Raw genomic sequence first — 17,766 nt, forward strand, 5'->3', positions numbered from 1 at the left:
GGCCGGGTGCGCGCGGTCCGGTGGTGCTCAGCCGCGGTCGTCGTCGGACAGCAGCGCGCCGGCCAGCGTCCGCCAGTGCGGCAGCGTCGACGCGCCCGGCTCGACCCCGACCACCTGCACGGCCACATGGTCGGCGCCTGCGTCGAGGTGGCCGCGCAGCTTGCGCGCGATGGTGTCGGTGTCGCCCCAGAACACCAGGTCGTCCACGAAGCGGTCGCTGCCGCCACCGGACAGGTCGTCGTCCGTGTAGCCCAGCCGGCGGAACTTGGCGACGTTGTACGGCGTCTGGAGGTAGCCGTGCAGGTGCTCGCGGGCGAGGGCGCGGGCCCGGACCGGGTCGGCCTCCGGCAGGACGGCGTGCTCGACGGCCAGGAAGGCGTCCGGGCCGAGGATCTCCCGGGCCTGCGCGGTGTGGGCGGTGTTCACCTTGTAGGTGTGGGCCCCCTCGGCGCGCTCCCGGGCCAGCTCCAGCATCTTCGGCCCGTACGCGGCGAGCAGCCGCCGCACCGGGGCCGCCGGGCGCGGATTGGGCGTCTCCGGGCCGTCCAGCTCGTCCAGGTAGGCGTTCATGGCGGCCAGCGGCTTCACGCCCGGCCGGGGATCGCCGCCGAAGCCCAGGCCGACGATGTGCCGGCCCGGGTAGGCGTCCGCGAGCAGCAGCGACGCGCCCTTGGCCCAGAGGGCCTCCCGGGACCAGATGCGGGCGATGCCGTTGACCACGGTCAGCCGGCTGGAGGAGGCGAGCAGGAAGCCGGCGTGGGTGAACGCGTCCCGGCCGAGCGCCTCGGGGACCCACAGCGCCCGCCAGCCCAGCTCCTCCAGCTCCGCGAGGGAGTCACGGATCTGGGCGGCCGGCTGGAATTCGAAGTCGAAGGTGTAGATCCCGAACGTGCCGAGGTCCATCGGTGTGCTCCCTAGCAGGGTGGGCCAATCGGAGAATCGTAATATCGCAGAATCTCGACATGAAGCGCAAGGAGTGTCCACGGGAGGGACCTGCCAGGGGGTTCTAGAGCGTCCGGCCCAACTCCGCGACGAGGGCGGCGATGCGCTCCTCGTCCCGCTTGTAGTGGGTCCACTTGCCCACACGGGTCGCCCGGACCAGGCCCGCCCGCTGGAGCTCGGCGAGATAGGTCGACACGGTGGACTGGGCCAGGCCCGCCTTCGCCTGGATGTGGCTCACGCACACACCCACCTCGGCCGGGTCGGCGATGGCCGCCTCCATCGGGAAGTGCCGTTCGGGCTCGCGCAGCCAGCGCAGCATCTGGAGCCGTATCGGGTTGGACAGCGCCCGCAGCGCGTTGACCAGGTCGGGGTCCGGGGTTGCGGCGGTGTCCGTCATGAGGCGAGTATAGGCCCGGCCGTCGATTCGGGATACGTCGATACGGTGCTGCGGTCAGGTGCGGTCAGGAGTGGCCGGGCGCGGTCACCCGGTGGTCCGCTGGCGCAGCGCCGCCTTCTTCGCCCGGTTGCCGCAGGTGTCCATGGAGCACCAGCGCCGGGTGCCCGGGCGGGAGGTGTCGAGGAAGAGCGCTCCGCACGCCGCCGCGGCGCAGTCGCGCACCCGGTCCACGGCCGGCGAGGCGACCAGGTCCAGCGCGTCCCGGGCGACGAGGGCCAGCGTGGCGCGCACCGGGTCGCCGGTGTGCCAGGTCAGCCGGCCGGAAGCGGTGAGCGCGGGCACGGGCACGGGACGGGCCGCGGCCGCGTTGACCAGGGCGCGGGTCCGGGCGTCCGGTGTCCGGCCGGTGCGGGCGGCGCCGATCAGCCGGTGCACCGCCTCGCGCAGTTCCTGCGCCTCCGGCACCAGACCGGGCGTGGCGTCACCGGGCCCGGCGGGACAGGGGCCGCACTGCCGCACCCAGGCCGCCAAGGCCTCGGCGTCGGGCAGCTCCTCCACGGCCCCGTCCGTGCCCCGGTAGCGCAGGGTCCGGGCGAAGTCCAGGCACAGGCGTCCGGCGCCCTGGCGGAAGCGGATGGTCGTCGACACCTTCGCAGCCTACCGGGAACCGGTTTGACTGGTACCGTTCGGGAACCGCTCAAACCGGTTCCCGGAGAGGTGTCCGTGTGTCCGCGTCCCCCGAACCGCCGGCCCCGCCCCGCCGGGTGATCCTGGTGCTGGCACTCGCCTGCGGAGTGAGTGTCGCCACCATCTACTTCCCGCAGGCGATCAGTTCGCTGATCGCCGCCGACCTGCGCGTCCCGGCCGGCGACGCGGCCCTCGTCGTGACCGCGGCCCAGTTCGGCTACGCGGGCGGCATCTTCCTGCTGGTGCCGCTCGGCGACCGGCTGCCGCACCGCCGGCTGATCGTCACCCTGCTCGCGCTGACCGCGGCCGGCCTGCTCGCCGCCGGTGCCGCGCCGGCCCTGCCCGTCCTGATCGCCGCCAGCGCGCTCACCGGCGTCACCACGGTCGTCCCACAGATCATCATCCCGATGGCCGCCGGACTCGTCCCCGCCGCACGGCGCGGCGCCGTCACCGGCACGCTGCTCAGCGGGCTCATCGGCGGCATCCTGCTCGCCCGCACCTTCAGCGGCACCCTCGGCCAGTGGCTGGGCTGGCGCGCCCCCTACCTCGTCGCCGCCGCACTGCTGCTCGGCCTGGCGGCGCTGCTCACCCGGGTGGTGCCGGACACCACACCTTCCTCCCGGGAGCCGTATCCACGCCTGATATCCGCCCCGCTGCGGCTGCTGCGCGAGGAACCCGCTCTACGGCGCTCCTGCCTCTACCAGGCGGCCGTCTTCGGCGGCTTCAGCGCCGCCTGGACCGCGCTCACCCTGCTGGTGACCGGAACGGTGTACGGCATGGGTGCCCAGACCGTGGGTGTGCTCGGACTGGTGGGTGCCGCGAGCATGTTCTGCACACCGCTCGCCGGACGCGCGGCGGACCGGCGGGGACCGGACGCGGTGAGCCTGTGGTGCCTGCTCGGGGTGATCGGCTCGGCCGGAGCGCTGGTCCTCGGCGGCATGGGCGGCACCGCCGGACTGGTCGTCCTGGCCGGCGGCATGCTGCTCCTGGACGTGGCCGTGCAGAGCGGCCAGGTCGCCAACCAGGCCCGCAACTTCGCGCTGCGCCCCGACGCGCGGGCCCGCGTCAACACCGCCTATATGACCTGCGCGTTCCTCGGCGGCAGCGCCGGGTCCTGGCTCGGGGTCCGGGCGTACGGCCGGTTCGGCTGGCCGGGCGTGGCGACGCTGGTCGCCCTCGGCGCCGTCCTGGCCCTCGCCCGGCATCTGACCAGACCCCGGGCGTCGGCCGCACCGGCCGCGGCCCCGGTGCCACCGAGCCGGGTGCCCTGAGCGGTGCCCGGCGGGACGGGCGGGGGAGCGGGGGCGCCGCGCGCTCTGGCGCGTGCGCCTACCCTTCCGTCGCCCGCTGCCGCAGGTCCACGATGCGGCGGATCTTGCCCACCGAACGCTCCAGCGACTCGGGCTCCACGATCTCCACGTCCACCGACACCCCGATGCCGTCCTTGACCGCCGCGACGATGGTCCGGGCCGCCGCCTCCCGTACCTGCGGCGGCGCGTCCGGGCGGGCCTCGGCGCGGACCGTCAGCGCGTCGAGGCGGCCCTGCCGGGTCAGGCGCAGCTGGAAGTGCGGCGCCACTCCGGGCGTGCGCAGCACGATCTCCTCGATCTGGGTCGGGAAGAGGTTGACCCCGCGCAGGATCACCATGTCGTCGCTGCGTCCGGTGATCCTCTCCATCCGCCGGAACGCCCGTGCCGTGCCCGGCAGCAGCCGGGTCAGGTCCCGCGTCCGGTACCGGATGACCGGCATGGCCTCCTTGGTCAGCGAGGTGAAGACCAGCTCGCCCCGCTCACCCTCCGGCAGCACCTCGCCCGTGACCGGGTCCACCACCTCCGGGTAGAAGTGGTCCTCCCACACATGGAGGCCGTCCTTCGTCTCCGCGCACTCCTGGGCGACACCGGGACCCATCACCTCCGACAGCCCGTAGATGTCGAGGGCGTCGATCCCGCACCGCTCCTCGATCTCCCGCCGCATCGCCTCGGTCCACGGCTCGGCGCCGAAGACACCGACCCGCAGCGAGGTGGCCCGAGGATCCACGCCCTGCCGCTCGAACTCGTCCAGCAGCGTGAGCATGTAGGACGGGGTCACCATGATGACGGACGGCTCCAGATCCAGGATCAGCCGCACCTGCCGGGCCGTCATCCCGCCGGACGCCGGGATGACCGTACAGCCCAGGCGTTCGGCGCCATAGTGGGCGCCCAGGCCACCGGTGAACAGGCCATAGCCGTACGCCACATGGACGATGTCGCCGGGCCGGCCGCTGGCCGCCCGGATCGACCGGGCCACCAGGTCGGCCCACAGGGAGAGGTCGCGGTCCGTGTACCCGACCACCGTGGGCTGCCCGGTGGTGCCGCTGGAGGCGTGCAGCCGGCGGATCCTCTCCCGGGGCACGGCGAACATGCCGTACGGGTAGTTCGCCCGCAGGTCGGCCTTGCCGGTGAAGGGGAAGCGGGCCAGATCGGCGAGCGTACGGCAGTCCTCCGGGCGGACCCCGGCCCGGTCGAAGGAGTCCCGGTAGAACGGCACGTGCTCGTAGGCGTGCCGCAGCGAGGCCCGCAGCCGCTCCAGCTGCACCGCCCGCAGCTCGTCCGCCCCGAGCCGTTCGCCCGCGTCGAGCAGGTCCGCCACCTCCGCCATCGCGACGCCTCCCTCACCATCCGTACATACCGGGCGACCGATCATTCGGTCCGTGCTGGGGTCAGTAACGCAGGCGGTCGCGCCTCCGGGCAAGAGGCGGGCGGGATTTCCGGCGGAACACGTTGCGAGCGGCCGGGGGCGCCGGAAGGATCACCGCATGCCCACCTTCACCGCGGCCGACGGGACCCGGCTGGCCTACCACCTGCGCGGCACGGGCGAGCCGCTCGCCGTGCTGCCCGGCGGCCCCCTGCGGGCCTCCGCCTACCTCGGGGACCTCGGCGGCCTCACCGCGCACCGCCGCCTGGCCCTGCTCGACCTGCGGGGCACCGGTGACTCGGCGGTGCCGGCGGACCCGGACACCTACCGCTGCGACCGGATGGTCGAGGACGTGGAGGTATGGCGGGACCACATGGGTCTGGAACACATGGATCTGCTCGCCCACTCGGCGGGTGCCGCCCTGGCGATGCTCTACGCGGCCCGCCACCCGCACCGGATACGCCGGCTGCTGCTGATCACTCCCAAACCGTCCGCACTGGGCCTGCGGGCCACGCCCGAGGAGCGGCTGGCCGCGGCCCGGCTGCGCGCGCACGAGCCGTGGTTCGCGGACGCGTTCCCGGCCTTCCGGGCCTGGCTCGCCGGACGGGCGGACTTCGACGACGTGTTCCTGCCGTTCTTCCACGGCCGCTGGGACGACACCGCCCGGGCCCACACCGCCGCCGAGGTCGGCCAGACCAACGAGGAGGCGGGCGAGCGCTACTTCGCCGAGGGCGCCTTCACCCCGCGCGAGACCCGGGCCGCCCTCGCCGCCCTGCCCGCGCCGGTCCTCGTGTACGCGGGCGCCCTCGACGGCGGCCCGTGCCCGGACCTCGCCCGCCGCACCGCCCGCGCCTTCCCGCACGCCGAGTGGACCGTCCAGTCCGGCGCCGCCCACTACCCCTGGCTGGACGACCCGGAAACGTTCCGCCACCGGACACTCGCCTTCCTGAACCCCGCCTGAGCGGTCCCGCCGCAGTCCGACGGGAACGGGCCCCTGACGGGAACGGGCCCCTGACGGGAACGGGCCCCTGACGGGAACGGGCCCCTGACGGGAACGGGCCCCTGACGGGAACGGCCCTCCGCCGGGAACGGGCCTCCGCCGGGAACGGCCGGGCAGCAGGCCCCGGACCGGTGCCGCTCACCGGCCCCGCGATCCGTGGCAGCCGGTATGCGGCGCCCTCGGGAGGCGGGCGCGGGCCGCCGGGGCGGGGGTCCGCGTGACGGGACGCGGGCGGACCGGCCGCGCACGTCCCGCCGGACCGCCGGAAAGACCGCGCCCACGTGCCCTGTCGGCCGTAGCGACCGGTCGCTAGGCTGGCCCGCGGACGACGAACCGGGAGGAGCACGGACGTGGCCGAGAGCACCACCCAGCAGCAGCGGCTCGCGGGCTGGGACAAGCCGGAGCTGGATCTCAGCAAGGCCGAGTGGCAGTCCAGCAGCCGAGGGCTGGGCGATGTCCAGATCGCCTTCGTCGAGGGCTTCATCGCGATGCGCAACGGCCGCCGGCCGGAGAGCGCCTCCCTGATCTTCACGCCCGCCGAGTGGGGCGCCTTCGTCTCCGGCGCCCGGGAAGGCGAGTTCGACCTCACCTGAGCCGCCCGCCGCGCCCCCGCCCGGGACCCTGGCCGTCCCTCACCTGAACCGGGGTGTGTTCCCGGCGGATTTCCGGACACGCGCCCGGCGGCGCCCGGCGGGAGCCGGACCTGAGCGAGGCTGGCCCCAGCACGGGGAAGTCCCCGCTCCGGAGGTGAGGAAGCATGAGCGCTGCACCGGTCATCGCCGCGGTCGACGGGTCCGCGGACAGTCTGCGCGCCCTGGACTGGGCGCTGGACGCCGCCCGCCGTCGCCGGGCACCGCTGCGCGTGGTGCACGTGCGGCAGTACGCGGCCTGGGGCCAGTCCGATGTGCTGGTCGCCGGACCGCCGCCCGAGGCGGAGGGTGATCCGGTGCTCGACGAGGTGCGCGCCCGGCTCGGGAACGGCACCGGGGAAGGGGCCGGGGAGCCGGCCGCGGAATACGTCGCCCTGGCGGGCGTCCCCGGCGCCGTCCTGCCCGAACTGGGCCGGGAAGCCGAGCTGTTGGTGCTCGGATCGCGGGGCCGCGGCGGGTTCGCCAGTCTGCTGCTGGGCTCCAACGGCCTCGCCGTCGCCCGGGACGCCGCCTGCCCGGTGGTCGTCGTACCGCCGCCCGGCCGCGAGGTGCACGGGGAGACGACCGCCGGGCCCGGGCCCCGGGTCGTCGTCGGCCTGCACGCCGAAAGCCCCGACGACGGCGTGCTCGCCTTCGCCTTCGCCGAGGCCGCCGGACGCGCCGCCCGGCTCCAGGTGATCGCTGCCTACCCGTGGCCGGTACCTACCTGGTCCGCGCCCGGCCAGCCGGTGCCGCCCCTGGTCGACCAGGAGGCGGTCGCGCACGAGATCCGGACCCTCGCCGAGGGCTTTCTCGCCCCCCACCGCGAGCGGCACCCGGAGGTCCGCGCCGACGCCGAGGCGCTGCCCGGCGACGCGGCCGGCCGGCTGGTCGCCGCCTCCGGGGACGCCGACCTCGTCGTCGTCGGCCGGCACCGGCGGCGGCTGCTCGCCCCGGCCCGCATGATGGGCTCGGTCACCCAGGCGGTCCTGCTGCACGCGGCGAGCCCGGTCGCGGTCGTGCCCCCGGCCCCACCACAGGAGTGACGGCCCCACCGGGGGAGTGACGGCCGCGGCGCCCCCGCTGCCAACCGGCGCCACGTCGGACGGTACCTCTCGCGGATCGGTGGAACTCTGAAGAAATGAGCAAGACTGCGCTGATCGTCATCGACATGATCAACACGTACGACCACAAGGACGCCGAGCAACTCCTCCCGTCGGCGGAGTCGGTCGTACCCGTCCTGGCCGACCTGCTGGAGCGTGCGCGGCGTCATTCCGTGCCGGTCGTCTATGTCAACGACAACTTCGGCGAATGGCGCTCACACCATGGTGAGGTCCTCGAACACGCCCTGGCGAGCCCGCACGCCGACCTCGTCGACCCGCTGAAACCCGACAGCGACTCCCTGTTCGTGCTCAAGGCCCGCCACTCGATCTTCTTCGAGACACCGCTGCACTACCTGCTGCAACAGCACGGCATCGAACGGCTCGTGCTGACCGGACAGGTGACCGAACAGTGTGTGCTCTACTCGGCTCTCGACGCCCACATCCGGCACTACGACGTGACGGTTCCCCGGGACGCCGTCGCACACATCCACGGGGACCTCGCCGACGCGGCACTGCGGATGATGGAGCGGAACATGGGCGCCCACGTGTGCGAGAGCCAGGACCTCTGGGCGTGACAGCTCGCGCCCGACGCTCCTGGACGACCATCCTGAACGCGTCGGCGCCCGCCGCCACCCGGAGTCTCACGGCCGATCGTCATCCGGTCGCCATGGTGTCCGGCACCCTGGAACGGGCCGTCATCATGGTGGCCCCGCACATGTCCGCGACCGCCACACCGCCTCTAGCCTCCAGCGCGTCCCCAGACCCGCCGGAGGAACGGTATGCCCCCGCACCGAACAGAACACCACCGCGCCCGGCGCACCACGCCGGGCGCGCTCGCGCTCGTCACCGTCTGCGCACTCCTGACCACCCCGGCCACCGCGGCCCCCGCGACCCCCGAGGGACCGGCCACCGCGGACGCCCACTGCGCCGGCCTCGCCCGGCTGGACGTGCCCGGCGCCGCCCGACGGCAGGCCGACTGCCTGGACGAGCTGACCACCGCCGGGACCGTCGCCTCCGGCCACACCGACCCCGCCGACTACGCGGGCCTGACCCCCAGGGACCTGCCCACGCCCACGGGCGTCCCCGGCATCCAGCTCGACGGCTACTTCCCGGACACCTCCGCCACCAACACCAACCACGGCTGGCGGCACGACTCCCAGTTCGTCATCCGCCTGCCCGACCACTGGAACGGCGGCCTCGTGGTCGCCGGCACCCCGGGCATCCGTGAGCAGTACGCCAACGACCGGGCCATCTCCGACTGGGTGCTCGACCGCGGCTACGCGTACGCCGCCACCGACAAGGGCAACACCGGCCCGGCCTTCTTCCGCGACGGCCGCCGGCCCGGCGACGCCATCGCCGAATGGAACACCCGCCTCACCCAGCTCACCCGGGCCGCCCGCGCGGTCGTCACCCAGCGCTACCGCCGCCCGCCGGCCCGCACCCTCGTCACCGGCCTGTCCAACGGCGGCTACCTGGTGCGCTGGCAACTGGAGCGCCACCCCGAGCTGTACGACGGCGGAGTGGACTGGGAGGGCACCCTCTGGCGCTCCGCCGGCCCCAACCCGCTCACCTCCCTGCCCGTCGCCCTGCGCCACTACCCGGCCTACGCCGCCGGCGGACCGGGGTCGGCCGAGGCCGCGGCGGCACTGCACCGGGCCGGTTTCCCGGCCGGCTCCGAGTTCCTGTGGCCGTACCACCACCAGGTCTACTGGGACCTCACCCAGCGCATCTACCGCGAGGAAGTCGACCCCGGCTACGACGGGGACACCGAGGCCGGCACGCCGTACTGCGCCCCGGGCACACCCACCTGCGACGCCGACTACGACTACGCGTCCCGGCCCGCCGCAGTCCACCGCGCGGTCGGCCGCATCGCCCTGACCGGACGCATCGGCAAGCCCCTGATCACCCTCCAGGGCACGCTGGACGTGCTGCTGCCGATCAGCCAGGACTCCGACGTCTACGCCCGCATGGTCCACGAGGCCGGCCGCGGCGCCCTGCTGCGCTACTACCGCATCGAGGACGGCACCCACACCGACTCCCTGGCCGACGCCTTCCCCGGCCGGCTGCGCCCGATGGTGCCCTGCCACCGCTCCGCGTTCACGGCCCTGGAACGCTGGATCGGCGCGGGGGAGCCCCCGCCCGCCGGCCACACCGTCCCCCGGCCGCCCGGCGCCGACCCGGCCACCCTGCTCACCCACTGCCCGCTGGGCTAGCGTCTTTCCCCGGGATCCGGCCTGATCCACACGAGGGGCCCCTGGCGATTTGCCGCCCGGCCGCCCTCCCGGCGACGCCGGGAGGGCCGGGCGGACCCCGGTCGATCTTCGGAAGCCCACGGCTCACCCACCGCGGCACGGACACGTACCATGGCCGCATGTCGTTCCTCCGCCGCCGCAGCGCGACCCCCGCCGGACCCGACTTCGACGTGCTGGCCATGGACCCGGGCGACTGGCCGGGCAACCTCGGCGCGGGTCTGCTGCCCGCCCCGGACGGCACCTGCCAGGGCGTCTTCCTGCGGTACGACCTGTTCGGCGGACGCGGCCCCGCCATGATCATCGGCAACCTCCCGGAGGGCTCCCCGGCCCGCGAGGTCGCCGAGGGCGAGATCCCCTTCGAGGTGGGCCAGCTGCTGCTGGCGCTGGAGAACGACGAGGAGGTCACCGTCGTCGGCACCGAGGACACCCCGGTGCTCCAGGGCGACAACCTGCTCATCGTGCGGCGGCTGAAGCTCTCCGAGAGCCGGATCTCCTGCGTCCAGTTCGACCGCAGCGACGGCGTCCTCGTGACCATCGCCGCCTGGGACCGCCCCATCACCGACGACCTGTACGCCCTGCTGAAGCCGCTCCCGGCGGAGCTCTTCCAGCAGGGCTGAGACCCATCAGGGCCGAGACCCGGCGGGGCCGGGGTCCGGCGGGACCCGGCCACCGCCGTCCGGTCAGCGGGCCGCGCGCTCGACCGTCACGTCCGCGGCCCGCACGAACGCCACCCGGTGGCCGTACTGGATCTCGTAGTACCGGTCCTCGCCCACCACGACCCGGTGCGACTCGGGCGTGAAGGTGACCGCGTAGTAGTACTCGCCCGGCAGCTCGTCGCCCACCACGTACTTCTGCCCGGCCGGGACCGTGTAGGGCAGCGGCACCACCGACTGGGCGGGGACCTCCGCCGGGTACGCCGCCTTCTCCGGATAGGCACGGCCGTACACCGGGACGCTCGCCAGGCCGTCCCGCGGTGTCACCACGAGGCCGCGCGCGGGCACCGCCGCCGGGTTCTCGCCGGGGTTGCGGAACCACGCCTTCTGCCCGAGGTACCAGATGGCCGTCCAGTCGCCCCAGCGGTCCGCGACCGCGTACTGCTGGCCGGTGGAGACCCGCGAGGACAGGTCGTTGACGCCGGTGGTCGGGTCCGTCTTCAGACCGATGTCCTTCACCAGCGGCGCGGACTCGTCGTGGTCGGTGTACAGCCGGACCTCACCGGAGCCGTGGGGCGCGCAGGGCTCGCCCTTGGCCGTGCAGCCGGTGTAGACGGGCTGGTTGGCGGCGTAGTCCGGCAGCACCGTCACCACCCCGGAGTGCTTGCCGGCCGTGCGCGTGAAGGGATGGCCCAGCAGCCGGAAGTAGTGCCGCCAGTCCCAGTACGGGCCCGGGTCCGTGTGCATCCCCGGGACCGTGGAGGCGGTCGGTCCGGGCACGTTGTCATGGCCCAGGATGTGCTGGCGGTCCAGCGGGATGCCGTAGGTCCGGGCGAGATACCGCACGAGCCGCGCCGAGGAGCGGTACATCGCCTCCGTGTACCAGGCGTCCGGAGCGGCGAGGAAACCCTCGTGCTCGATGCCGATGGAGCGGGCGTTGACGTCCCAGTTGCCCGCGTGCCAGGCCACATCCTTCGCCTGGACATGCTGGGCGATCAACCCGTCGGTGGAGCGGATCGTGTAGTTCCACGACACATAGGTGGGGTCCTGGACGAGGTTCAGGACCCCGTCCCAGGTGCCCTCCGTGTCATGGATGACGAGGTACTTGATGCGCTGGGACGCCGGACGGTCGCCGAGGTCGTGGTTGCCGTAGTCGTCGCCGCCGAACTCCGCGTACGGCGCCGGGACCGACTCGCAGGACACCGACCTCGGGCACTCGGTGCCGTCCCGGGACAGCGTGCGCAGGCCGGCCCGCCCCAGCTGGGCGGTGTCGGCGGTCAGCCCCGGGCGCGCGGCCAGGGTCACCAGCTCGCCGTCGTCCGTCACCCGCTCCTCGCCGGTGCGCAGCACGTCGTACACGTCGTCGGCGTACGCCGCGGCGGTCGCGGTGTCGTCCGCGCCGGAGAACCGGGCCACCGCGCCGTACCAGTCGGCCGGGTCCGTGCTCGCCGGCTCGCCCAGCTCCCGCTGCGCGGCGGCGAGCAGAGCGGCGCCGCCGGCCACGTTCGCCGCCGGGTCGGTGCGCAGCCTCCCGGCCGGGATGCCGGTCAGTTCCGCCGCCTTCGGCAGCGTCCGCAGCCGGGCCGGGAACTCCAGCGGGGCCGGCGTCCCGGCCGTGGGACGCCATGCGGCGCGTGCGGTGTCGCCCCGGGCGTCCTCCGTGCCGTCGGCGAAGTGCTCCGCGGTGGCGAGCGCGGTCCGGGCGTCGGTGAGATGCATCGGGCCGTAGCCGCCGGTCACGCTCGGCGCGCCGGCGTGGCCGTCCCAGCGGGACTGGAGGTAGGAGACGGCCAGCAGCACGCCGCGCGGCACGTGGTAGGCGGCCGCCGCGTCGGTGAACGCCTGCTGGAGACCGTGCCCGGAAGGGTCCGGGGCGGGCTGGGCCGGGGCCGCGGCGAGCAGGGGCAGCAGCAGGGCCGCGGAGGCGAGCGGGACGGCGGTCCGCCGTGGACGCCCGGAACCGGTCGTGGATGAGGGGTCGTTGGCGGATCCTCGCAATGCGGCCTCCTGTGACGGGCGGAGCGTGGCGGGGCGTACGGCGCCGGGCTGGGTCAGTGCTACCGGCTGGCCGACGATCCGTCAATGATGCCGTCAGGGAGGGGATGTCCCACGTCGCGGAGGGGTCACGGCGGGTTTCGCGGCGACGGCGGCCGGGCCTGCGGGGCGTCACCGGCGTACACCAGTGGCGTCGGTGCCCGGCCTGTGCCGGAGACCCGCGGTGTGCCGCCGCCCGGGGCACACCGCGGAGCAGTCGTCCCCGTCAGCGCGTGCCGACCGCCGCGCGGACGGCCCTGCGGGCCATCTGGCAGTCGTCGTGCAACCGCCGGAGCAGCAGCCGCTGTTCCTCGCCGGACGGCACGGCACCCGGGTGGGCCGGTGCCGCCGGGGCCGCGTCGTGCAGCGCGCGCTGCAGGGCCGTCTCGAGCGTGCGGATCTCCCGGGTGAGCAGGAGCATCAGGTTCACCAGGAAGGCGTCCCGGGAGGCGGGGCCCGCCGACTGGGCGATCTGGCTGATCTGCCGCCGGGCCACCGGAGCGGCGTCCCCGAGGACCAGCCACAGTGTCGCCAGGTCGTAGCCCGGCAGATACCAGCCCGCGTGCTCCCAGTCCACCAGCACCGGCCCGGCCGGGGACAGCAGGATGTTGGACGGCAGGGCGTCGCCGTGGCAGAACTGGAGCATGCCGTGCCGGCCCACCTCGTGGGCGATGCCGTGCAGCAGCTTCTGCAGGTCGCCGAGGTCCCGGTCGGTGAGCAGGCCCAGCTCGTGGTACCGGGAGATCCGGGCCGCGTAGTCCAGCTGCATGTCGAACGTGCCCGCCGGCGGCCGCCAGCCGTTCACCCGGCAGATCGCGCCGAGCGCCGCCCGGATGTCCGTGCGCGGCGGCGGCTCCACCGGATGCCGCTGGACCGCCACCGGCCGGCCGGCCATACGCTCGATCACCAGCGTGCAGTTGTCCGGGTCCGCCGCGATCAGCCTCGGCACCCGCACCGGCGGCCGGTGCCGGACGAACGTGCGGTAAGCCGCTATTTCCTGACGGCTCCGCTCCACCCAGGCGGGCGAGTGGTCCAGGAGACACTTGGCGACCGCCGTGCTGCGCCCCGTCGTCCCGACCAGGAGGACCGACCGCCCGCTGCGCCGCAGGACCTGCACCGGGGCGAACTCGGGACAGATCCGCTGCACCGCCGCGAGCGCGGTGCGTAACTGGGCGCCCTGCGGACCGGACAGGTCGAGCCGCCCGCTGAGCGGCTGCGCCCCGGGCTGGCCCGGAACCCGCCGGAGCCGGCCCGCGCCCGCCACCGGGCCGCCCGGACGCGCCCCCGGGTCGAGATACGGCCCGCCTCCCGCGGGGCGGGAGCGCAACGGCCGGGGCGGAGCGGACACGGAGGACGAAGCTGCGTACATGGGAAAGACAGATCCCTTCGTGTGCCTGCTGTGCCTGCCTGTACGTCCGCGCTCCGCACTCCCGCCCGCGGGGGCGTGCCCCGTGAGCGCGGTGGCGGAGCATGCGCCCACCCGGCCCGGCCGTCCGGGCACACCCTGGGGAGTGTGCCCGTCATGGCGACCGGACGGCCGTCACGGGGAGGTGGCGACCGGGTCGGGGTGGCGCTTTCCTACCTGACACCCGATGAGCGGTGGCACACCATCTGGCGGACCCTGGCGAACCCTGGCGAATAGTCGCCCGGCAACCTCCGCGGCACTACTGTCAACTCAGCCGAGAACCTGGGGGCTTGATGTGAGCGGACGACCCAACACCCGCCTTGCGGACCTGTTCGGCCTGGCCGGCTGGTCGAAGGGGGAACTCGCGAGGCAGGTCAACCGGCAGGCGGCGGCCATGGGCCACCCGCAGCTGGCGACCGACACCTCCCGGGTGCGGCGGTGGATCGACCGGGGAGAGATCCCGCGCGATCCCGTGCCGCGGGTGCTGGCGGCCCTGTTCACCGAGCGTCTCGGCCGTGTCGTGACCATCGAGGACCTCGGTCTGGTGCGGCACGGGCGTGCGGGGAAACGGCAGGGCGACGGGATCGAGGAACATCCCGACGGCGTGCCCTGGGCGCCCGAACGGACCGCCGAGGTCCTCACCGAATTCACGGGAATGGACCTCATGCTCAACCGACGCGGCTTGGTGGGCGCGGGTGCCGTGCTCGCCGCGGGATCCACACTCAGCAGCGCCATGTACGACTGGCTGCACACCGACCCGGCCCTGAAGGCCGACGCCCCTGTCCTCGACGACCCACTGCACGCCGACCCGGCCGGGTTCGACCGGTACGAGGCGGCTCCCGTCGGCATCCAGGAGATCGAGGCCCTGGAGTACTCGGTCGGGGTGTTCCGCGCCTGGGACGCGGCCCGCGGCGGCGGGCTGCAGCGCAAGGCGGTGGTGGGCCAGCTCAACGAGGTGGGCGGGATGCTCGCCTACCACCATCCACCCCATCTCCAGCGGCGCCTGTGGGGCGTCGCCGCCAACCTCGCCGCCCTGGCCGGCTGGATGTCGCACGACGTCGGTCTGGAACCCACGGCGCAGAAGTACTTCGTCATCGCCGCCCACGCCGCCCGGGAGGGCGGTGACCGGCCGCGCGCGGGCGAGGCGCTGTCCCGGGCGGCCCGGCAGATGGTGCACCTCGGCCGGCCGGACGAGGCCCTGGACCTGATGAAGCTGGCCCAGTCCGGCTCCGGGGACGGGCTCCAGCCGCGCACCAAGGCGATGTTCCACACCGTCGAGGCCTGGGCGCAGGCGGCGATGGGCAGGGGCCAGGCGATGCGCCGGACGCTCGGCCAGGCGGAGGACCTCTTCGTCGCCGACCGACAGGACGCGCGGCAGCCGGACTGGATGCAGACCTTCAAGGACGAGGATCTGTACGGCATGCAGGCACTGGCCTACCGCACCCTCGCGGAGTTCGACCCCGGCGCGGCCGGGACCGCCCGGCACTACGCCGAGAAGGCCCTCGCGCTGCGCGTCGACGGACGGGAGCGATCGAAGATCTTCGACCATCTCTCCATGGCCTCGGCCTGCTTCATCGCCGACGACCCCGAACAGGCCGACCGGTACGCGCGGCTGGCCCTGATGTCCATGGGCTCCAACTCCTCCCGTCGCACCTGGGACCGGCTGGAGCAGATGTACCGGCTCACCGCCGAGTACGCCGGCTCGCCCGGGATCCGCCGGCTGCGGGAGGAGATCAGAGTGGCCCTGCCCAGGCAGCGGGCCAGGCCGGGCGGGGCCGGCGCACAGGCGTAGGGGACCTGTGCGCCGTCCGCTCGGGCGGGCCGGTCCGCCTCACCCGGTCACCTTGGCGACGTCTCACCCGGTCACCTTGGCGACGAGGACGCACGCGTCGTCCTCGCGCCCGGCCGCGCCGAACTCCTCGGCGACCGCGCGCACGCACTCCTGCGCCGTGGGCGCCGGGCCGAACCGGGGCGCGAGGCCGAGCAGCCGGTCCGCGGCCGCCGTCCTGTCGTGGCCCGGGAGCAGTCCGTCGGTGTGCAGCAGGAGGAGGTCGCCGGGGCGCAGGGTGACGGCGGACTGTCCGTAGCCGGTGCCGGTGGCGGCGCCGAGGAGGGCGGTGTCCGGCGCGTCCAGCACGCGCCCCGTCCCGTCGCGGTAGAGCAGCGGGGCGGGGTGTCCGGCCCGCGCCCACAGCAGGGTGCGGGTCCCGGGCCGGTAGCGGCAGCAGACGGCGCTGCCGAGCACGGGCTGCGCGGTGGCGGCGAGCAGCCGGTTGAGCAGCGCGAGCATACGGCCGGGCTCCGTGCCGGCCATCGCCATGCCGCGCACGGCGCCGAGCAGCGTCGCCGTCCCGGCGTCCGCGGCCACGTCCTGCCCGGTGAGGCCGCCCACGGCGAGCAGCGTCTGGCCGTCGGGCAGTTCCAGTGCGTCGTACCAGTCCTCGCCGAGCAGGGTGGCGGTCGCGGCCGGGAGCCGGTGGGCGGCCAGCTCCAGGGCGGCCGGGCCCTCGTGCGGGAGCCGCGGGGAGCCGGGCCGGGGCGGTGGCACGGCTTCTGGCGGCCCGGCCGCGATCCGGTGCCCGGTCCGCTCCCGCCGGTGGCGGTGCAGCGAGTCACGGGTCTCGCACACCGTCCGCTGGCTGCGGCGCAGTTCGCTGACGTCACGGAGCACGGCCCACAGGGAGGCCGTGCCGCCGTCGGCGCCGAGCACGGGTTCGCCCATCATGTGGACGGTGCGCACGGCGCCGTCGGGCCGTACGACGCGGAACTCGCCTTCGATCGGCTTGGCGTCGACCAGGCAGTCCGTCACCATCGCGGTGAGTGCCGGCCGGTCCTCCTCGGCGACCAGGCCGGGCAGTTCGTCCAGGGTGAGGGCGGGGCGGGCCGGGTCGAGGCCGAGGATCCGGTACAGCTCGCCGGACCAGGTGACGGCGTCCGTCAGCAGGTTCCACTCGGCGCTGCCTACGCGGCCGAGCAGCGACCCGCCCGGAGCGGGGGGCGCGGGCCGGGCGGCGGACGGTCCGGCCGGCTCGGGCGGCGGGGGCGGTGGACCGTCCCGGAGCTGGGCCAAGTGGGCGTGGAGGTCGTCGAGCTGGTGCAGGGCGAGGTCGTACAGGGCGCGCTGCCAGCGTTCCTCCGGGTCCGCTCCGTCGCCGCGGGTGTCCCGTCGTACGGCGTTCACGTCGCCCTTGAGCCGCCGCGTCTGCGTGATCAGCGCTTCGACCGAGCCGCGTCCGGGCGGCTGGGCCGATGAGCGGTCCGCGGAGACTGGGGACGGCATGACGCACTCCGGGTGGGGGGACGGTTCGGCGGCGGACGACGGGGACCGGCTACGACTCTGGCACAGCCCGCGACGCGCTGTAAGGGATTCGGCAACACACGATACGGCGGTGCTTCCGGCATATGCCAGAGTCCTTCCGGAGGGGTGGACGCAGGTCAACGGCGTACGCGCCGCTCCGGTCAAGTCGTAGGACGGGTACGTGAGTTGAAGCAGACGGCCGACGCTTCGGCCCTGTTCAAGCGGGTGTTCGACGCTGCTGCGTCCGTTCCTTCGCTTCGCTGTACGGGAGAGCGGCCGGTACCTGCCGAACTCTGACCGGAATTGACGGCATGCGACCGGCCCGTACGGACTCTTAAGGGCATGGACACCAGTGTCGAACAGCTCGCCCACGCCTGGCTCGTCACCGCCGGGGACCAGGAGGTCCCGGTGCCCGCCACGCTGCGCTACACCGCGGCCGACCCGCTCGCGGTGTACCTGGACTTCCCGCCCGAGGCGGCCCTGCACGGCCGGGAGGTCACCTGGACCTTCGCGCGCTCCCTGCTCGACGAGGGGCTGGAGGCCCCGGCCGGGCACGGGGACGTGGGGGGGGGGGGGGGGGGGCGCCCCCCCCCCCCCCCCCCCCGCCCCCCCCCCCCCGCCCGCCCCCCCGGGGGGGGGGGGGGGGCCCCCCCCCCCCCCCCCGCCGGCGCCCCCCCCCCCCGCGGGCCCCCG

Annotated in this window: 16 protein-coding genes; 9 read left to right on the forward strand and 7 right to left on the reverse strand. The window is 74.6% G+C overall.

Going from position 1 to position 17,766, the window contains the following annotated elements; all coding sequences use genetic code 11:
* Positions 1 to 27: 27 nt before the first annotated feature.
* The 3 genes from ACH4OA_RS24445 to ACH4OA_RS24455 all read right to left on the reverse strand — a co-directional run bounded on the left by ACH4OA_RS24445 (position 28) and on the right by ACH4OA_RS24455 (position 1,987).
* Positions 28 to 903, reverse strand: coding sequence for a TIGR03620 family F420-dependent LLM class oxidoreductase (locus ACH4OA_RS24445; protein ID WP_397970871.1), 876 nt, complete (start codon positions 901 to 903; stop codon positions 28 to 30).
* Between the two features lie 103 nt (positions 904 to 1,006).
* Positions 1,007 to 1,339 carry an ArsR/SmtB family transcription factor gene (locus ACH4OA_RS24450; protein WP_397947483.1) on the reverse strand — a complete coding sequence of 111 codons (333 nt, stop codon included), beginning with the start codon at positions 1,337 to 1,339 and terminating at the stop codon, positions 1,007 to 1,009.
* Positions 1,340 to 1,423: 84 nt separating this feature from the next.
* Positions 1,424 to 1,987 carry a CGNR zinc finger domain-containing protein gene (locus ACH4OA_RS24455; RefSeq protein WP_397970874.1) on the reverse strand — a complete coding sequence of 188 codons (564 nt, stop codon included), beginning with the start codon at positions 1,985 to 1,987 and terminating at the stop codon, positions 1,424 to 1,426.
* A gap of 77 nt (positions 1,988 to 2,064) precedes the next feature.
* On the opposite strand from ACH4OA_RS24455, the gene ACH4OA_RS24460 reads away from it, so the two are divergent.
* Positions 2,065 to 3,297 carry an MFS transporter gene (locus ACH4OA_RS24460; protein WP_397970877.1) on the forward strand — a complete coding sequence of 411 codons (1,233 nt, stop codon included), beginning with the start codon at positions 2,065 to 2,067 and terminating at the stop codon, positions 3,295 to 3,297.
* Positions 3,298 to 3,355: 58 nt separating this feature from the next.
* Here ACH4OA_RS24460 and paaK read toward each other — a convergent pair whose 3' ends face one another.
* On the reverse strand, positions 3,356 to 4,663 hold the full coding sequence (gene paaK / locus ACH4OA_RS24465) for a phenylacetate--CoA ligase PaaK (RefSeq protein WP_397970880.1): 1,308 nt from the start codon (positions 4,661 to 4,663) through the stop codon (positions 3,356 to 3,358).
* Between the two features lie 157 nt (positions 4,664 to 4,820).
* Between paaK and ACH4OA_RS24470 the strand changes: the two genes are divergently transcribed.
* From ACH4OA_RS24470 to ACH4OA_RS24495, 6 genes are all read left to right on the forward strand, one after another.
* Positions 4,821 to 5,660 (forward strand): alpha/beta fold hydrolase, encoded by an 840-nt coding sequence (locus ACH4OA_RS24470; RefSeq protein WP_397970883.1) that lies wholly within the window; start codon positions 4,821 to 4,823, stop codon positions 5,658 to 5,660.
* Between the two features lie 389 nt (positions 5,661 to 6,049).
* A complete protein-coding gene (locus tag ACH4OA_RS24475) occupies positions 6,050 to 6,292 on the forward strand; it encodes a DUF397 domain-containing protein (RefSeq protein WP_365941673.1) in 243 nt (80 codons plus the stop codon).
* 164 nt (positions 6,293 to 6,456) lie between these two features.
* On the forward strand, positions 6,457 to 7,374 hold the full coding sequence (locus ACH4OA_RS24480) for a universal stress protein (RefSeq protein WP_397970885.1): 918 nt from the start codon (positions 6,457 to 6,459) through the stop codon (positions 7,372 to 7,374).
* Between the two features lie 95 nt (positions 7,375 to 7,469).
* The gene (locus ACH4OA_RS24485; RefSeq protein WP_365884075.1) at positions 7,470 to 8,006 is read left to right on the forward strand and encodes an isochorismatase family cysteine hydrolase; all 537 of its coding nucleotides are present in this window, start codon (positions 7,470 to 7,472) and stop codon (positions 8,004 to 8,006) included.
* A 204-nt stretch (positions 8,007 to 8,210) separates the two neighbouring features.
* The gene (locus ACH4OA_RS24490) at positions 8,211 to 9,644 is read left to right on the forward strand and encodes a tannase/feruloyl esterase family alpha/beta hydrolase (RefSeq protein ID WP_397970888.1); all 1,434 of its coding nucleotides are present in this window, start codon (positions 8,211 to 8,213) and stop codon (positions 9,642 to 9,644) included.
* Between the two features lie 158 nt (positions 9,645 to 9,802).
* On the forward strand, positions 9,803 to 10,300 hold the full coding sequence (locus ACH4OA_RS24495; protein WP_070026621.1) for a hypothetical protein: 498 nt from the start codon (positions 9,803 to 9,805) through the stop codon (positions 10,298 to 10,300).
* A gap of 63 nt (positions 10,301 to 10,363) precedes the next feature.
* Here ACH4OA_RS24495 and ACH4OA_RS24500 read toward each other — a convergent pair whose 3' ends face one another.
* Together ACH4OA_RS24500 and ACH4OA_RS24505 are read right to left on the reverse strand one after the other, a co-directional pair.
* Positions 10,364 to 12,334: an N-acetylmuramoyl-L-alanine amidase gene (locus ACH4OA_RS24500; RefSeq protein ID WP_397970891.1), complete on the reverse strand. Its 1,971-nt coding sequence runs from the start codon at positions 12,332 to 12,334 to the stop codon at positions 10,364 to 10,366.
* 262 nt (positions 12,335 to 12,596) lie between these two features.
* Positions 12,597 to 13,739 carry an aminoglycoside phosphotransferase family protein gene (locus tag ACH4OA_RS24505; protein ID WP_397937497.1) on the reverse strand — a complete coding sequence of 381 codons (1,143 nt, stop codon included), beginning with the start codon at positions 13,737 to 13,739 and terminating at the stop codon, positions 12,597 to 12,599.
* A gap of 331 nt (positions 13,740 to 14,070) precedes the next feature.
* Here ACH4OA_RS24505 and ACH4OA_RS24510 point away from each other — a divergent pair, with 331 nt between their 5' ends.
* The gene (locus tag ACH4OA_RS24510) at positions 14,071 to 15,567 is read left to right on the forward strand and encodes a hypothetical protein (protein ID WP_365882626.1); all 1,497 of its coding nucleotides are present in this window, start codon (positions 14,071 to 14,073) and stop codon (positions 15,565 to 15,567) included.
* 63 nt (positions 15,568 to 15,630) lie between these two features.
* Here the strand turns inward: ACH4OA_RS24510 and ACH4OA_RS24515 are convergent, their stop codons facing one another.
* Positions 15,631 to 17,055 (reverse strand): PP2C family protein-serine/threonine phosphatase, encoded by a 1,425-nt coding sequence (locus ACH4OA_RS24515; protein ID WP_397970894.1) that lies wholly within the window; start codon positions 17,053 to 17,055, stop codon positions 15,631 to 15,633.
* A 360-nt stretch (positions 17,056 to 17,415) separates the two neighbouring features.
* Between ACH4OA_RS24515 and ACH4OA_RS24520 the strand changes: the two genes are divergently transcribed.
* On the forward strand, positions 17,416 to 17,766 hold a 351-nt coding region (locus tag ACH4OA_RS24520), incomplete at its 3' end, for an SsgA family sporulation/cell division regulator (RefSeq protein WP_397970930.1).

The sequence above is a fragment of the Streptomyces sp. NPDC017095 genome (assembly GCF_044332325.1).
GTDB lineage: Bacteria > Actinomycetota > Actinomycetes > Streptomycetales > Streptomycetaceae > Streptomyces.

Excerpts from the sequence above, each read along its gene's own strand:
- ACH4OA_RS24445 (WP_397970871.1), bottom strand. The coding sequence starts at position 903 with ATGGACCTCGGCACGTTCGGGATCTACACCTTCGACTTCGAATTCCAG.
- ACH4OA_RS24450 (WP_397947483.1), bottom strand. The coding sequence starts at position 1,339 with ATGACGGACACCGCCGCAACCCCGGACCCCGACCTGGTCAACGCGCTG.
- paaK (WP_397970880.1), bottom strand. The coding sequence starts at position 4,663 with ATGGCGGAGGTGGCGGACCTGCTCGACGCGGGCGAACGGCTCGGGGCG.
- ACH4OA_RS24470 (WP_397970883.1), top strand. The coding sequence starts at position 4,821 with ATGCCCACCTTCACCGCGGCCGACGGGACCCGGCTGGCCTACCACCTG.
- ACH4OA_RS24480 (WP_397970885.1), top strand. The coding sequence starts at position 6,457 with ATGAGCGCTGCACCGGTCATCGCCGCGGTCGACGGGTCCGCGGACAGT.
- ACH4OA_RS24485 (WP_365884075.1), top strand. The coding sequence starts at position 7,470 with ATGAGCAAGACTGCGCTGATCGTCATCGACATGATCAACACGTACGAC.
- ACH4OA_RS24490 (WP_397970888.1), top strand. The coding sequence starts at position 8,211 with ATGCCCCCGCACCGAACAGAACACCACCGCGCCCGGCGCACCACGCCG.
- ACH4OA_RS24495 (WP_070026621.1), top strand. The coding sequence starts at position 9,803 with ATGTCGTTCCTCCGCCGCCGCAGCGCGACCCCCGCCGGACCCGACTTC.
- ACH4OA_RS24505 (WP_397937497.1), bottom strand. The coding sequence starts at position 13,739 with ATGTACGCAGCTTCGTCCTCCGTGTCCGCTCCGCCCCGGCCGTTGCGC.
- ACH4OA_RS24515 (WP_397970894.1), bottom strand. The coding sequence starts at position 17,055 with ATGCCGTCCCCAGTCTCCGCGGACCGCTCATCGGCCCAGCCGCCCGGA.